Origin of the sequence: Arthrobacter sp. GAS37 (assembly GCF_044908325.1) — a bacterium.
In the GTDB taxonomy this organism is placed as follows: Bacteria; Actinomycetota; Actinomycetes; order Actinomycetales; family Micrococcaceae; genus Arthrobacter; species Arthrobacter ramosus.
The window spans coordinates 51,506-67,377 of the sequence record NZ_JBIYDB010000008.1; the positions used below are offsets into that span (position 1 = coordinate 51,506).

Below are 15,872 nucleotides of genomic sequence, written 5' to 3' on the forward strand. Positions count from 1 at the left end.
CGCTACTCCCATTGAAGGAGCTAGATAGCAATGACGCTTACAGCAAATGAAAACAGCACGGGCGGCGGAGCCGCCGCCGCCCAGCCGCTGACCGCCCAGGAACAGCAGTGGGTGGACCAGTTCATGGACGAAACCACGCTCTTCCTCGGCCCCGACCCGGCGATCATGCGCAGCCACCAGATCACCTCCCGCTCGGCCTACGAAGAGGAATGCATTTCCAAGGGCGTGGACCCCATCCAGGTCGACCGTATCCGCAAACGGCTTGCCGGTGCCCTCGACGAAGGCTACGAAATGTGCGAGGCCATGGGTGCCGCTCCGGGCGCCAAATGGGGGGACCTGACGACAGCCATTTACACGGCCGAAGGGGACGTCACCTACCTGTCGTGCCACGGAGTCATCGCGTTCTCCGCGATTCTCCATCACCCGATCCGCTACATCATGAAGTATTGGAAGGACGAGCCGACGGTTGGGATCAATCCCGGCGACGGATTCATCCACAATGATGCCCGGTACGGAAACGTCCACAACACGGACCAATCGATGATCACGCCGATCATGCGCGACGGCCAGATCATCGCGTGGGTAGCGGCAACGATCCACGAAGGTGAGAACGGCGCCTGCGAGCCGGGCGGAATGCCGTCTGGCTCAGAGACCCCGTTCGATGACGGACTGCGAATGTCCCCGTTCAAAATCGTTGAGAAGGGCGAACTTCGCCGGGATCTTCTGACATTCCTGCAGCACTCGGTCCGAGACCCCAAACTGCAGCTGGCAGACCTCAAGGTCAAGATCGGTGCCGTTCAGCGAATCCAGGAACGCGTTGACAGCATCATCGAGGAAGTGGGCGTCGAGACGTTCGTAGCGGCGCTGCGAGTCACAGTCGAGGACGTGGAACAGGAAGTCAAACGCCGCATCAGCGAGCTCCCCGACGGAACCGTGTCCTTCAACCAGTTCATGGACTCTACCCTCAAAGAGAACATCCTTATCAAACTCGCCTGCAAGGTCACGGTCAAGGGCGACAAGATGACCGTGGACCTGAGGGGAACTGGTCCGGAAATCCTCAACCGGGCCATCAACTCCCCGCTGTGTTCAGTCAAGTCAATGATGATGCAAGCGATCCTTGCATTCTGGTGGCCGGACCTGCCGCGGTGTACTTCAGCGATGTCGCCCATCGACATCATCTCGGATGAACATACCTGGGCCGACGCCGGTTACGATGCGCCGATGGGTCAGTCGCTGCAGGCCTCGTTCCGCGCGTTCTCGGCCCTGCAGACGGCCTTCGCCAAGATGCAGTTCTCCAACCCGGAGAAGTTCTCAAACGTCCTGGCTCCGTGGTTCAACCAGATCAACACCTTCCTCTGGGGAGGTCTGACCCAGCATGGGGATCAGGTGGGCAATCTGTGTGCAGACCTTAACGGTATGGGCGGCGGGGCCAAGGCGTTCCGAGATGGTGAAGATGCCGTCTCCCCACTGTTCTGCGCCATGGCTGACACCGCTGAACAGGAGGTCATGGAGGAGGAGGTTCCCTTCATGCAACTGGTCAGTAAGCGGATCGTGCGCGACAACCAGGGTTTCGGCAAGAACAGCGGCGGTATGGGCTACGAGATGATTGTCGCCGCTGAAGGAACGCCGATGTGGGGCTTCATGACGGTTGCTTCGGGGTCCAAGTTTTCCTCCATCAGCGGGATGTTCGGCGGTTATGGCTGCAGCACAAACCCGCTTGCCATGGTCAAGGGCATCAACATCTACGACATCATCCGCAAGGATTCCAGCAAGTTCGATTTGTCCATGGAACGGATCATGAACGAGCAGCCCTACAAGGGTGGCAAATACAGCACCGCCCATATGGGCCTGCAGTTCGATGTCGCAAAGGACGGCGAGCTCTACATGATCGCCCAGGGCTCCGGAGGTGGCTACGGCGATGTCCTGGAACGCGACCCGGAATCGGTCGCCAAGGATCTGGAGCTCGGGCGCATTTCGGCGAACGTTGGCACCCGCATCTACGGCGTCGTCTGGGATCCTGACACTTTCGTAGTGGACCACGAGGCAACCACCCAGTTGCGTCATGACTCGCGGCAAGCCCGGATCGCCCGCGGCAAGCCGTACAAGGAGTTCCTTGAGGGCTATGTGAAGGCCGAGCCCCCGAAGGATCTGCTTTACTACGGGTCCTGGGGCGACGACACGGAGGAGCTCACCGCCACCCACTTCACCAGCAACGGCCCGGAACGGGTCAAAGCGACCATCGACAAATTGCCACTGATCATGCTTCCGGACCGCCGGGAAGTGAAGATCACCGAACTGGAGGAGAGAATTCGCGAACTGGAAACGAAGCACGGCGAAGTCGTCCAGCGCAAGTCCTAGCCCTACAACGTAGATCCTGATTCGGGACCAACGCATTCAAATCCCCTTCAGCGCCGCATCCTCCGGAATCCAGGACGGTGCGGCGCTGAAGGCCTGTAACAGCCAAAGTTCGGAGAAAGACAAATGACCACTTCCACTGCCGCCACACTTGCCAACGTCGTTGCCTCCCCTCCCTCGGGGCGGGCGAAGGCCGTGGTGTTTGATCACCATGAGTACGCAGCGTCCGTGATTCTTCGAGGCCATACCGTGCCCTGGGACAACGCCACCGCTTACGCGGCTTTCTTCTCTCAGGCACAGGGGCTGCTCGGGCCGGACATCGCCTTGTTGGACTTGAAGCGACTTTACGATCATCTGACAGCCGGAAATACAGGGCTCGAGACCGCGATGGCGGCCAGATCCCGCACAGGGTACGCGCTTCGGACTTTGTTGGCAGACAATGACACAAACAAGGCGGTCCTTGAATTCGCCACGGTATTCGCCCAGACGGCACGCCAGCCAGTGGTTCTGCGCATCCCCTCGCCGATGGAATGGCTCATCGCCACACACCGTTTCGGCGGCGCTGACAACCTGAGCGAGCTGGTCGCGGACGACGCTGAAAACGCCTCGATGTATGTCAGCGACTGGCTACGCGCCTTCGCAGCACTGCCCGTCGCCGGCCTGTTGCTGGATAACCGCGCGCCTGACGAAGGCCTCGGACGCGTGCCCGTTGCGCTGGAGGCCTATTCACCGATCGCCAACGTGACCAGAAATTATCGGTGGACGCTGGGGCAGTTGGACGACGAGCAAGTGCGTCTGCAAGCCGACACCGCGGTGGGCGGGTACATCCCTCCAGAGTTTTGGCTAGATCCGGATGTAGAACTTCCCTCCGCAGACTTTTACCTCGCCGAGATACCACGTTCAGCCCGACCGGAAGACGTGCTGTTGCGCCTTGACGCCCTGAGGTGACCGGCCGCAGTCATGTCCGGCCCTGCAGTTCAAGCTTGCTTCAGCAAATCCCTGCGGCGCGCCTCATCCACACAGGCCTGACGGCCGCTTACGCCGAGGCTACTGAAGAGATTTTTCAAGTACCACTTCACCGTGTTGATCCCCAGGTGAAGCTCCAGGGCAATTTCGCGATTGGACCGACCCTTGTCGATAAGCAGTAGAATTGTCTGTTCGCGTTGCGACAAGGCCGGTTCCGGGACAAATGCGCGCCGGGGTCCTCCATGCAGCTGCCGACCTCCGCTTAGACCGCGCGAGGTGCCCCCGTTGACTGCAGTATTTAGATCGAGCCGAATCAGGAGACTGAGAAACGACCCAAGATTTGGGTGGTAGTCGTAGTTGGCCGTACCCAGCCTTAGCTCCTCAGAGATGCTACGCACGAGTTCGGAACAGGCAACGCCGCCGTCCAGCACTGGCCGGACAAGGTCCAACCGGCAACATGTGTTCAGGGCTGGCAGAAGGGTCTCTTCCGCCTCGCTATGAAGACCTGCCTGCTGGAGCGCTGCGGCCAACAGTATGCGGGCGTGTAATTCCGCCCGAGGGCCGGTGTAGGCCGCAGCCCGGTCCAGTAGATACCGGGCCTTTTCTACCGTTGCCAGGTGCTCAGGAGTAGTTCCGTCGGCGGGGGCGGCATCGGCCAGCGCCGACCGGATCTGGGTGGTCAGGAAAATCTGGTAGCTGGTTTCGGCCAGTCCCTCAAGCCGTTGTCCCGTGGTGCCGTGCACTACGGGAACAGGAGCGAGGCCCGGTTGGAATGTCCTGGATTTGAGGCCCAGCTGCACCCGTTCAAGATTGATGACGAGTTTAAGCCTCGAAAGTCCCAGACTGTCGGCGACCGCGTCGCCTTCGTCGAGTATCTCAGCGGCCTTAGACGAGTCTCCACGAAGTTCCTTGATTCTGGCAAGAGTGGCAAAGGTGGAAATCATGAAGTCCACGACTCCGCCTTCTGATCCCAGCTCGTGTGTCTCTTCAAGAAGCCTTTCGGCTTTGTCTAGAGCACCACGTTCGTAAAGGAGTTGCCCCATCATCGCGCCTGCCAGGCGGGCTGCGTGGGAGTGTCTTCCTGCGTGGCGGCGGCCCAATTCGACGGCCAGGGCGAATTGCTTTTCGACCTGATCCATGTCGAGCAGCGCATAGGCTGCCAGGCCCGCAAAGCAGTGTCCGTAGACATTGCTGAATGGGCCCGAGACTTGGTCATGAAACCTGTTCGCCCAAAGTTGCTGTTCCAATCCCAGCTCATACTGGCCGTCGTGAATTTTCTTGAACGTTGACAGATTCGCTCCGACCGAAACGATCCAAGGTCGAAGCCTGCCCGCTTGCGCGAAGCACTTTTCATCCAATTCTCCGATGCGGCTCACATTGTCACCGTACATATCGATGCAGCTCTGGACGACGAGGCTCTCAACGCCGAGTTCAAAGCGGTCGTCGTCGCTCAGTGTCGCATCGGAGGGCATCACGGTTTCAGCTTGGTCGAGTGCGCCCTGCGCTTCTGCGGCTAGGTGAAGCAGTGTGTTTGCCCATGCGATGGCCATCTGGAGCCTTGCCTGGCCAGGAACACGATCAGCCGGGATTTTGCCGACGAGCGCAAGCAAGGTCGCCATACTTGAGTGTTCCACCAGCCACATCGCGCGGGACTCCACGATTTCTACGGCGAAGTCGATGTCGCCTGCGGCCAGTGCGTGGTCCACGGCGTCGCTGGGGAATCCGTTGTCCGAGTACCAGTGTGCCGCGGTCAGATGCAGCTCCCTGACACGTCCTGGGTAGTCGCGGTCCAGTCGGCGACGCAGATAGCCTTCGAAGAGATGGTGGTAGCGGTACCAGGTACCGTCCTCGTCAAGTGGCTGCAGAAACAAGTCCCGGGCCTGGACCTGTTCGAGCATGGACTGCCCCTGTTCCACACCCGACAATGCCGACGCGAGCCCGGCGCAGAGCCGCTCTGGAACCGACGAGGTCAAGAGGAAGTTCAACACATCCGGTTCCAGAGTGTTAAAGACGTTTTCCGCTAGATACTCGCCAATCGACTGATGCCCTCCGGATAGTCTTTCGATGAAGGCTGACGCTTCACTATGATCGCGTAGGGACAAGGACACGAGTTGCAGGGCAGCGATCCAGCCTTCCGTTGTCCTATAGAGGCTGGCCACGTCCTCTCCGCCGAGGTCCAGACGGTTAAGGTCTACCAGGAAAGACTGGGATTCGGCCTGGTCGAACCGCAATGAGACAGCATCCACTTCAACCAGTTGGTTGCGGACCATGAGCCGTCCGAGGGGGAGGCCTGAGCGGGTACGGCTTGTGATGATGAAGGACAGATGGGTGCCCCCGGCGTCCAGTAGCCGCTCGGTGACGTTTAGAGTTCGTTTGTCCGTGACCAAATGCCAGTCATCCAACGCGATGACGATATCTTGACCGCCCTCATCGATGGCATTGATGAGGGCGGGAATAACGTATCGCTCCGCGTCATCGGGTCTTTCCTCGAGCAGTTGCTGTAATTCGTCATCGAATCCCGCCTTTGCTCTTCCAATCGCTTCCAGCAAGTGGGACAGAAACCAGACGGTGTTGTTGTCATCCCGGTCTAATGAGAGCCAGACTGTCGTTCGCCCTTGCGAGGCGAGAAGATCCATCCATTGGGCGGCCAGGGTGGACTTACCAAAGCCTGCCGGAGCGTGGATCAGGGCAAGACGCCAGCCAGTGTCGGCGCGGAGAACGTCGGTCAGGCGGGTACGGGGAACCCATTGACCGACGGGTTTAGGGGGGCGGAACTTGCTTGAAGCGCCGGGGGGCACCACCGCCATCTGCCACCTCCTTGTGGTCCCGCGTTCGTAAGGATTGCTCTAAGCCCTCTAGAAAATCTTATGGCAACGGATGCGCCAAAGACACTGCGGCGAAGCCGAGCTGGCGAACGAAGGCTGCTGCGACCGGTCGGACCGGGCTAAGGAGATGACTCAGTGGTTCGCGCTCTTAAGTCCCGGCGTGCAGTCAAAGAACCTCGGCTGCTCGATTGGCGCGAACGGAACTATTAGCCACTGATGGCCGTACAGCTCCACATATGAATCGTCGGGGCACCTGGCGTAAGCCTCCTCACGCGTCATCTCCCGGCCCCCCGTTTCCGCGCCGGGGCGGTGCTGCACCCGGCTCGCTCCTGGGTCGAGATCATTGCTGAAAGACCTCCGCCCTTCCGGACGCGGGAAGGGGCTTCTGTCTCACCCCTGTCGACGTTGACAGGCCGTTCCATAGCTACTCCCTTGTATATATTGCCTCGCGCTGACACTGGTGGTGTCTTGTATTCAGTCTGGCTCCGCGGCCGGAGTGGCCCGCAACTACCTCCCCGGGTGAACTTTTCGGGGCACGCTTGACCACCCGGGTAGGGAGGAGTTGGGGCTCTCAGGGCGTGGAGCCCCGATGGCGTCACGACGGAAGCTCATGCCAATCAGCAGTCTGGCGATGACGGCTTGACGGTTCCTATGTTTTGGCCTGACGCTTTTCAAACCCTTGTGATTGACTGAGGCCATGGCCGCACCCATCGAGGACTATGCGCTCCTGTCGAATCTCTCTACAGGGTGTCTAATCTCCCGCCGGGGTAGCGTCGACTGGCTCTGTTTGCCACGCTTCGACTCCGCGTCAATCTTTGCCGCGCTGCTAGGGCGCGAAGAACATGGACTGTGGTCGCTTGCCCCCAGCCATCCGGAGGCTGTCGTCGTAGACCGTCACTACATGGCCTCGACTTTTGTCCTTGAGACAACGTGGCAGACTCTTGGCGGACTGGCCCGTATTACCGACTTCATGCCTATCGGGGAAAGCCGTTCATCTCTTGTGCGTCGAGTCACTGGCCTGAGCGGGACCGTCGCCCTTCTTCAGGAGCTGAGGATTCGCCCACGCTACGGTGCCGTATTGCCATGGGTGAGCCGATATCGCGAGAACACCACGCTCGGTGCTGAAATATTGCTGGCCAGAGCCGGACCGGACGCCTGGGCATTGCGGGGGCGTCATCTGCCCAAAGCCCACGATCGCCGGCACGTGGGTGAATTCGTGGTTGCAGCTGGTGAGACCGCGGATTTCGAGCTGACGTGGTTTCCGTCGCATCGCGAGGTGCCGCCCGCCGTCGATATCGATGCTGCCCTTGACGAAGCGGTGCATTATTGGACCCTGTGGGGAGGCCATTGCCGCCAGGACGGGGCATACGGGGGCGCAGTCAAGCGATCGCTTTTGGTGCTGCGCGCTTTGACGCACTATGAAACGGGAGGCATCGTCGCCGCTCCCACAACCTCTTTACCGGAGGATTTTGGCGGTTCACGCAACTGGGACTACCGCTATTGCTGGCTTCGCGACGCCTCATTGACGCTGGAATCCATGTTGACGCATGGCTATGAATCGGAGGCTTTGAAGTGGCGCAACTGGTTGTTGCGGGCACTCGCGGGTGATCCGGAGGACATCCAGATTATGTACGGAATCGCCGGAGAGAGGGACCTTCCTGAGAAAGAACTAGACCACCTGCCTGGCTATCAGAACGCGAGACCGGTCCGGATCGGCAACGCTGCGGTCTCCCAGTACCAGGCCGATGTAGTGGGAGAAGTCTTGGTTGCTCTGGAAAGACTCCGTCTAGCCGGGGGCAAGGAAGATCACTTCTCCTGGGCATTACAGTGTGCCCTCCTGGGCTTTGTGGAGAATCACCTAAATGACAAAGACTTCGGCCTTTGGGAGATGCGCGGCAAGGCCCGGTACTTTACGCATTCCAGAGTCATGATGTGGGCGGCATTCGACTGCGGGGTCCGTGCGGTTCGGGATCACGGATTGGCGGGCCCGCTGGAGCACTGGCGGGAACTCCGGGGACTCCTGCGGAGGGAGATATTGAATAAGGGCTTCAACCGCGACCTAAGGTCCTTCACACAAACCTATGGGGGGCGACAGGCAGACGCCGCATTGTTAGCTCTACCGCAGGTTGGATTCCTCGCCTACTCTGACCAGCGCATGCTCGGAACGGTTTCCCTGCTAGAGAAGGAGCTCTTGACCGACGAGGGACTGCTTCTTCGGTACCGGACTGAAACCGGGGTTGACGGACTTGAACCGGGTGAGCATCCATTTCTCGCTTGTTCCTTCTGGCTGGTGGAGCAGTACGCTCGCACCGATCGCTGGACTGAAGCCAAGGCCCTGATGGACAAGCTCGTCGGGTTTTCCAATGAACTCGGTCTGCTCAGCGAAGAATACGCAGTGAAGGAAAAACGAATGGCGGGTAACTTTCCACAAGCATTTTCCCATTTAGCCCTTGTACGGGCAGCGGATGCAATGCACGGAGTCGACCGCCTCAGTCTGGCGGTTACGGATACCGCATGACAACTGAGGGTGGGGCCTTGTGAACACAGTTGACGGGTCCTGTCCGCATCCGCTCGGGTAAACAGCGAACCACGAAATAAAGTTAGCCTCGGAACTGCAACCCGCGATGACCCACGGGAGCTTTCGCTTCATGTTCGTCGCTTGGACTGCGGGAACCAGGGGACTCCGGACGTCACGGGCAGAAAGCTGCTCAGGACGCGGACACGTCGATCAGGACCTTTCCGATGGAGCCTTGCTCCACGGCATCGTGCGCTGCCGCGGTTTCATCGAGTTGAAACCGGATTAGAGGGAGCCCGTGTTCATTGCCGACACGCAATACCCCTGCTTTTAGTGCATCGGTGACGGCGGCAACGGCCGCCGTCTTCTGCTGATCAGTAACGGTGTACGTGAGGACGAACTGGTATTGAACGTTTTTGGCCATACTCTCGCGAATGGGAATGGCCAAGGATTCACCGGGTGCAGCAGCATAAATGGAAATGGTTCCCCCAGACTTCAGCACCTTGAGGTCAGTGTCGATGTTCGCCGGAGCGTTGACATCGACGATCGTATCAACGCCTCCGGGGGCTGCTTGATATACGGCCTGTGGGACGTCGGCAGTGCGATAGTTGATCACATAGTGCGCGCCCGCCTGGCGAGCAAGTTCACCCTTCCGCTCCCCGCTCACGGTCGTGATGACGGTTGCCCCCGCCCAGCGGGCGAGCTGAATGGCAGCATGCCCGACCGCCCCCGCGCCTCCGGTGACAAGCACCACCTTCCCTTCCAAAGATCCGGGGGAGAGCCTGTCCGGCCCGTTTTGGTTCGAGGTCAGCGCACGATGCGCGGTCAACACCGGGATCCCCAGGGATGCGCCCGTGTCGAAGGATTCCGTGTCCGGAAGTGGAACGGCCTGCGCGGCCGGCACCACCACATACTCCTGGGCTGTGCCCTCGGTGCTACCCCAGGCAACGTCCCAAAGCCAGACGCGATCTCCGATGGACAGTCCCGTCACGCCGGGTCCGAGCTCGTCGATAACGCCGGCGCCATCTTGGTTGGGCACCTTTGGTGCCTCCAGCTTGCTTCCGGTCCCGCTGCCGGCCCGGGACTTCCAGTCGGTGGGATTGACTCCCGACACCACCACCCGGACTCTGACCTCGCCCGGTCCGGGTGATGTTAGTGGCCTGTCTTGCAGAACCAGCACCGACGACGGACCTGTCCTTTCGTACACGATGGCTTTCACTGTGACTCCTATTCTTTGGACCTTATAGGGGGAGGGCGTGCGTCTAGGGGAAGGGAGTGCATCGCGAGAACCAGAGGCTCTCCTTCCGCCATTATGGCCGAGACGTTCTCCATGATGACAAGTACATCCCCGTGGTGCACTTCTGGCCGTGGATGGAGAGGTGTTGTCGGGAACGGTCGAACACCCGACGGATAGGCAGGACGATCCTTTGCGGACGGTAAGGACGAAAAGTGACAACCAATCCTAGGCCGCTGCCGGTCGGCTGCTTCCGGACGCACGCTCCATGGCGGCGCCGCAGGAAGGCGTCGTCATCGACATCTCCTGCCGATCGGATGACTGGCGCAGCGCCTACGAGGTGATCGATGCGAGGTTCGGGCGACTCGACATTCTCGTCAACAACGCAGGCATCGTCCGTGTGACGAAGCTGGCTGAAGAATCGCTCGAGACGGTGTGAGCATCCCGATCACCGCCTCCCGAACCATCTGCCGGAGAAGGAGGACCTCACCAAATAGTGCAAACGTGGCCTAGCCGGCAAGAGACTTTCCGCTGGTCGTTAGCGATTTTTGTGCCGCTCGAGCGAGGCAGCGTTGCTCGTCTTGGCGCCTGCCGACTTCGGCAAAACTGTCTGCCGCCTCCCGAAACAGGGCGATGGCTTGATTCTCGTGACCCTCCGCGCGGCGCAGGACGGCTCGTGCTTCCCAAAGAGCGGCATGCCATGGTCCGCCCGGCCACATGCCGGCGAGCTGTTCGGCTTTGGCAAGCCGGCGGCGGGCGGCGTCCAGGCTCCCTGCCAGCGCGTAATTCCTCGCTGCGGCGACGTGATAACCCATCGAGCACGGCGGACAGACGCTCCTACCGGCCAGGGCAGCGTCCGCTCGCTCAATAATGTGGACCGCTTGCGCCGGAGAGCTGGCCGCCTCGGCGAGCACCCCGTACAGGCGTACAACCAGGTGTGGCTCAAGCCACGTGGACGCGGCGGCAGGCAAAGCGCGGCTGGCTGCCCGAGTGGCATCCTCGGTCCGATCCTGCGCGAGGTCAACCTCAGCCAGTCGTTGCAGTGTCACGATCTCGCCGGCCCGGGCCCCGGCCCGCCGGTGCAGCTCGAGCGCGGACTGGAGCAGGCTGCGCGCGTCGCCGAGTTCACCGGAGAACAGTGCCGCTTCGCCCAGCAACAGGTCGGCGATGGCCTGGCCGCGCACCGAGCCTGCTCGCTCGGCGATCGTGCGCAGGCGCTTTACTCGCCGCGCAATGTTCCGATGCCCGTCCGGCCCGCACAGGCAGAACTCAGCGAGGCACAACTGAGCGTCGAGAATGTAGCCGGAGCGCTCGGAATCGTGTCGTGTGAATTCCACGAACTCGGCCTCGAACACTTCGAGCCAACGGTTCTGCATGTTCGCCGCGATCGCCAGCACTGCGCTGGCCTCGCCGATCTCCCGGCCCAGGTTCGCTTCCATGGCCAGCTCGCGTGCACGCCGGGCGTATGACGTGGCTTCGATGAGGTCGCCGCTGTTCAGGGCGATGAGTGCTCGCGCCAACGTCGCCCGCGTACGATTCTCCGCACGCCGGCTGTCCTCGGCGATGGCCTTCTCGTAGACCGCGACCGTCGCCGCCCCTGGGCCGACTCCCAAGTCCGCCCGCAACTGCCGGCAGAGTCGCTCGAACTGGCGGATCGCGCCCTGACGATCGCCCGCGTCGAGTGCGCGAACCATGATAGCGCGGTGGGCGTCCTCGTCCGTTGGCTCGGCCTGCACCACGTCGTCCCATCGAGCAGCGGCCTTGAGCAGACTCAGGTACAGCGTGCGCAGCCGATCGCGGGGTTCCTCGGCCCACACGGCGAATCGATCATCAGGAAGCAGGTCGCCTCGATACAGGGCGAGAGCTTCGGTCGTCCCGGCCGATGAGGCGAGCGCGGCGCGCCCGTCCGCTTCGAACCGCTCTGCGTCGATGGAGACCTCGGCGTAGGGCAGTAAAACCAGCAAATCGCCGCGCGCCTGTACGGCGTCCGACGAGCCGAGGGCAGCGCGAGCGAAATGCATTGCCTTGCGTAGGTTCGAAGCAGCAGCTCGAGCGTTGAGATCGGGCCAGAGCAGATCGGCGACGACATCCCTGTGCAGCCGATGCCCTTCCGCGAGGGCGAGGATCTTGACGAGCCCGGCGGCCTTGGTTCGTTTCCACGCGTCGCCTGGAACAGTCCGGCCGTCAACTACGACACGGAACGCGCCTAGCACGACGACGGCGCACGTCTCCATGCCCTCATGGTAGTCGGGGGAACAGTGGGGGAACAGGGTTGCCTTACCGTGAGAAATGACGGCGAGCCAATTGGCTCCGTCATCACATCACAACGCCCAGGAGGACATGATGGGACTGCAACTCGGTGAGATCGCACCCGATTTCTCCGCCAAGACGACCGCTGGCGACATCCGCTTCCATGACTGGCTCGGAGATGCGTGGGGAGTGCTGTTCTCGCACCCGAAAGACTTCACCCCGGTCTGCACGACCGAGCTCGGCTACATGGCCAAGATCAAGCCCGAGTTCGACCGACGCGGAGTCAAGATCATCGGCTTGTCCGTGGACTCGACAGCTGATCACGAGCGGTGGGGCGCCGATATCGAAGAAACGCAGGGAACTCGCCCCAATTACCCCGTGATCGGCGACGAGGACTACACCGTGGCGAGGCTTTACGGCATGCTCCCGGCAGCCACGTCCGGGGATGCCAAGAGCCGCACGCCCGCGGACAACCAGACCGTCCGCAACGTGTTCGTCATCGGGCCGGACAAGAAGATCAAGCTGATCCTCGTCTACCCCATGACGACCGGACGCAACTTCGACGAGGTGCTTCGCGTCGTCGACTCGCTTCAGCTCACGGCGAAGCACCGGGTGGCGACGCCGGTCAACTGGAAGCAAGGCGAGGACGTCATCATCGCCGGCTCCGTCCCGAACAGCGAGGCCCGGGAGATCTTTGGCGATTGGAAGGAGCCCAAGCCGTACATTCGGATCGTTCCGCAGCCCGTGTGATTCGCTTCGCCGGGTGCCCGCTGGTTGAGCGGGCACCCGGCTCTGTCGGGCATGGTGGGCGCGGCTCAGTTGTTGAAGACGTTCCGGACGGCGGTCAGACGGCCCGGCGTGGGGTGTTGCCCTAATTCACCGGCACTACACTGGGATCACCCGGGCCGAGGCAAGGTGACCGGCTGTCGAGGGAGGTCCGTGATGGCAGGTCCATTGCTCGAGACCAAACTGCACGTCCCCGGGCCACGACGCGGTCTCGTGACGCGCCCCAGGCTCAGCGACCGGCTAAGGCAGGCCGACGAGCAAACGCTGATCCTCGTCTCAGCCCCCGCCGGCTTCGGGAAAACGACCGTGCTGACCGAGTGGTTGGCGGAAGCACCTGCCAATGGCCGATCGGTCGCCTGGCTCTCGCTCGACCAGCGGGACAACGATCCCACGCTGTTCTGGACCTACCTTGTAGCTGCGCTGGACAGGGTATCGAACGGTCTCGGCGCCAAAGCACTCGCAACACTCCGATCCCCGCAATCGAGCACTGAAGCGTTCCTGACCACCCTGATCAACGAGTTGCAGGCCGTCCCGAACAGACTTATCTTGGTGCTCGACGATTACCACGTCATCGAGAATCAGGACGTGCAGGAGGGGCTGGCCTTTCTCGTCGAGAACCTGCCCGAGCAGCTACAACTGGTCATCGCGAGCCGTGCCGATCCAGCTTTGCCACTCCCGCGACTCAGATCACGCGGCAGGCTCCTCGAGATCCGTGCCGCCGATCTCCGCTTCACCCCGGAGGAGGCTGGCGCCTACTTCAACGGCGTGATGGGACTGTGTCTCACCGCGCAGGATATCGCCGCCCTCGAAGCCCGGGCCGAGGGCTGGATCGCCGCGTTCCAATTGGCGGCGCTCTCGATGCAGGGAAGGGACGACGTCGCCGGCTTCATCGCTGGCTTCGCAGGTGATGACCGCTACATCGTCGATTACCTCGCGGAAGAGGTACTCCAGCGCCAGCCCGACGACGTCCGGAACTTCCTGCTGCAAACCTCCATCCTGAACCGGCTCAACGGTCCGCTCTGCGACGCCGTGACCGGCCAAAACACCGGAAAAGCAATGCTCGAGTCGATCGATCGAGGGAACCTGTTCGTGGTTCCGCTCGACGACCGCCGCTGGTGGTACCGCTATCACCACCTCTTCGCCGACGTGCTACGGGCGCGACTCATGGACGAGCAGCCGGGCCGCATTAGCGAACTGCATGAGCGCGCAAGCCTCTGGCACGAACATAACGGCGACATCCCGGAAGCTATCCGCCACACCATGGCCGGCAAGGACTTCGCGCGGGCCGCGGACCTGATCGAGCTCGCGATCCCTGCCATGCGTAAGGACCGCCAGGAAGCCACGCTGAGCCGCTGGCTCCAAGCGCTTCCCGGCGAACTGATACAAGCGCGGCCCGGGCTGGGCGTTGCCCACGCCGGGGCGCTCCTCGCAAGCGGCGAACTCACCGGCGTCGACGCCCGCCTCAAGGAGGCAGAGCGGTGGTTAGGTACGACGGCGGAAGGCGGCGACGGCGGGAACCTCACCAGCTCGATCGAGATCTACCGTGCAGCGCAGGCGCTCGCAGTCGGGGACACCGCCGGGGCAATGACGCACGCGACCACCGCACTCGGCCTCGTCGGGAAGAACGATCATCTTGAGCGCGGAGCGGCATCCGGGCTGTTGGCGCTCGGCCATTGGACGAACGGCGAACTGGGGGTAGCGCACGGCCTGTGGTCCGATTCTTTTTCCAACCTCGAACGGGCCGGGCACCACTCGGACATGCTCGGTTGCTCCATCGCCTTGGCCGACATCCGGATTACCCAAGGCCGGCTCCGCGACGCAATGGCGATCTACGAGCGGGGTCTCGAGGTCGCGGGCAGGCACCCGGCGCAAACGCTCCGGGGAACCGCCGACATGCACGTAGGAATGAGCATGCTCCTTCTTGAACGCGGCGAACTTGAAGTCGCAAGGCAGCACCTGCTGACCAGCCAGAAGCTCGGCGAGGATGCCGCGCTGCCCCAAAACCCGTACCGCTCGCGGGTCGCGATGGCCCGGGTCCTCCAAGCAGAAGGGGACGTGGGCGGCGCGCTTGAGCAACTCGACGAGGCGGAGCGCCTCTACGTCGGCGACTTCTTTCCCGAGGTGCATCCAGTCGCGGCCGTGCGGGCGCGGATGTGGATCTCGCACGGAAGGACGTCCGACGCTCTCCGCTGGGCGCGTGAGCGAGGCATTTCCGACGAAGATGAACTCTCCTACCTGAACGAGTTCGAGCACATCACCTTGGCCAGGGCACTCCTCGCCCAGCACGGGGCGGAGCCGTCGGAGGACTCTGTCGGACGGGCGATCGCGCTGCTTGACCGTCTCCTTCGGGCCGCGGAAGAAGGTGGCAGGACGGGGACCGTCGTCGAACTTCTGGTTCTTATGGCACTTGCCCACCAAAAAGAAGCGGACGACGGCGGCGCGCTGGCAGCGCTGCAACGCGCGGTAGCGCTCGCCGAACCAGAGGGCTACGTTCCGGTGTTCGTCGATGAGGGTGAGGCTATGGCCAACTTGCTGGAAGCGCTCGCGAAGCAGGGGAGCGCTTCGGACTACGTGGACCGGCTTTTGGAGTCGTTCGGGACCGAAACGCACGAGACCGAGGCCCGCAGTACCCGAGACCGAAGTACCCGAGACCACATCACCCCAGCACAGCAACGTTTACTCGAGCCCCTGAGCCAACGTGAGCTCCAGGTGCTTCGGCTTCTTTCCTCGGAGCTGGACGGCCCCGACATCGCGCGCGAGTTGCTCGTCTCCCTCAACACCCTCCGGACACACACCAAGAACATCTACGCCAAGCTCGGCGCGAACAACCGCCGCTCGGCCGTCCGCCGGGCCGAAGAGCTGGATCTCTTGTCGCGAAGCCGCGACGAGCGCTAATCCAGGCCGGCGGTCCGCCCGGCACTTCTTCCGAAAAGATCACCAC

9 protein-coding genes are annotated in these 15,872 nt (G+C 62.0%); 6 read left to right on the forward strand and 3 right to left on the reverse strand.

The window, feature by feature from the left end; genetic code table 11:
* The first annotated feature begins 30 nt into the window (after positions 1–30).
* Positions 31–2,358 carry a hydantoinase B/oxoprolinase family protein gene (locus ABH924_RS09150; protein ID WP_404498181.1) on the forward strand — a complete coding sequence of 776 codons (2,328 nt, stop codon included), beginning with the start codon at positions 31–33 and terminating at the stop codon, positions 2,356–2,358.
* Positions 2,359–2,481: 123 nt separating this feature from the next.
* Positions 2,482–3,303 carry a hypothetical protein gene (locus ABH924_RS09155; RefSeq protein ID WP_404498183.1) on the forward strand — a complete coding sequence of 274 codons (822 nt, stop codon included), beginning with the start codon at positions 2,482–2,484 and terminating at the stop codon, positions 3,301–3,303.
* Between the two features lie 29 nt (positions 3,304–3,332).
* Here the strand turns inward: ABH924_RS09155 and ABH924_RS09160 are convergent, their stop codons facing one another.
* Positions 3,333–6,128 carry a LuxR C-terminal-related transcriptional regulator gene (locus ABH924_RS09160; RefSeq protein ID WP_404498185.1) on the reverse strand — a complete coding sequence of 932 codons (2,796 nt, stop codon included), beginning with the start codon at positions 6,126–6,128 and terminating at the stop codon, positions 3,333–3,335.
* Positions 6,129–6,843: 715 nt separating this feature from the next.
* On the opposite strand from ABH924_RS09160, the gene ABH924_RS09165 reads away from it, so the two are divergent.
* Complete coding sequence (locus tag ABH924_RS09165) at positions 6,844–8,664, forward strand: glycoside hydrolase family 15 protein (RefSeq protein WP_404498187.1); 1,821 nt, start codon at positions 6,844–6,846, stop codon at positions 8,662–8,664.
* 190 nt (positions 8,665–8,854) lie between these two features.
* Here the strand turns inward: ABH924_RS09165 and ABH924_RS09170 are convergent, their stop codons facing one another.
* Positions 8,855–9,880, reverse strand: a complete 1,026-nt coding sequence (locus tag ABH924_RS09170; RefSeq protein ID WP_404498189.1) for an NADPH:quinone reductase — start codon at positions 9,878–9,880, stop codon at positions 8,855–8,857.
* Between the two features lie 283 nt (positions 9,881–10,163).
* On the opposite strand from ABH924_RS09170, the gene ABH924_RS09175 reads away from it, so the two are divergent.
* A complete protein-coding gene (locus tag ABH924_RS09175; RefSeq protein ID WP_404498191.1) occupies positions 10,164–10,334 on the forward strand; it encodes an SDR family NAD(P)-dependent oxidoreductase in 171 nt (56 codons plus the stop codon).
* A 70-nt stretch (positions 10,335–10,404) separates the two neighbouring features.
* Here ABH924_RS09175 and ABH924_RS09180 read toward each other — a convergent pair whose 3' ends face one another.
* Positions 10,405–12,129: a BTAD domain-containing putative transcriptional regulator gene (locus tag ABH924_RS09180; protein ID WP_404498193.1), complete on the reverse strand. Its 1,725-nt coding sequence runs from the start codon at positions 12,127–12,129 to the stop codon at positions 10,405–10,407.
* A gap of 109 nt (positions 12,130–12,238) precedes the next feature.
* Here ABH924_RS09180 and ABH924_RS09185 point away from each other — a divergent pair, with 109 nt between their 5' ends.
* Together ABH924_RS09185 and ABH924_RS09190 are read left to right on the forward strand one after the other, a co-directional pair.
* A complete protein-coding gene (locus tag ABH924_RS09185; RefSeq protein ID WP_404498195.1) occupies positions 12,239–12,895 on the forward strand; it encodes a peroxiredoxin in 657 nt (218 codons plus the stop codon).
* 192 nt (positions 12,896–13,087) lie between these two features.
* Positions 13,088–15,826 carry a LuxR C-terminal-related transcriptional regulator gene (locus ABH924_RS09190; RefSeq protein WP_404498197.1) on the forward strand — a complete coding sequence of 913 codons (2,739 nt, stop codon included), beginning with the start codon at positions 13,088–13,090 and terminating at the stop codon, positions 15,824–15,826.
* Positions 15,827–15,872 lie beyond the last annotated feature (46 nt).

Excerpts from the sequence above, each read along its gene's own strand:
- ABH924_RS09150 (WP_404498181.1), top strand. The coding sequence starts at position 31 with ATGACGCTTACAGCAAATGAAAACAGCACGGGCGGCGGAGCCGCCGCC.
- ABH924_RS09155 (WP_404498183.1), top strand. The coding sequence starts at position 2,482 with ATGACCACTTCCACTGCCGCCACACTTGCCAACGTCGTTGCCTCCCCT.
- ABH924_RS09160 (WP_404498185.1), bottom strand. The coding sequence starts at position 6,128 with ATGGCGGTGGTGCCCCCCGGCGCTTCAAGCAAGTTCCGCCCCCCTAAA.
- ABH924_RS09165 (WP_404498187.1), top strand. The coding sequence starts at position 6,844 with ATGGCCGCACCCATCGAGGACTATGCGCTCCTGTCGAATCTCTCTACA.
- ABH924_RS09175 (WP_404498191.1), top strand. The coding sequence starts at position 10,164 with ATGGCGGCGCCGCAGGAAGGCGTCGTCATCGACATCTCCTGCCGATCG.
- ABH924_RS09180 (WP_404498193.1), bottom strand. The coding sequence starts at position 12,129 with ATGGAGACGTGCGCCGTCGTCGTGCTAGGCGCGTTCCGTGTCGTAGTT.
- ABH924_RS09185 (WP_404498195.1), top strand. The coding sequence starts at position 12,239 with ATGGGACTGCAACTCGGTGAGATCGCACCCGATTTCTCCGCCAAGACG.
- ABH924_RS09190 (WP_404498197.1), top strand. The coding sequence starts at position 13,088 with ATGGCAGGTCCATTGCTCGAGACCAAACTGCACGTCCCCGGGCCACGA.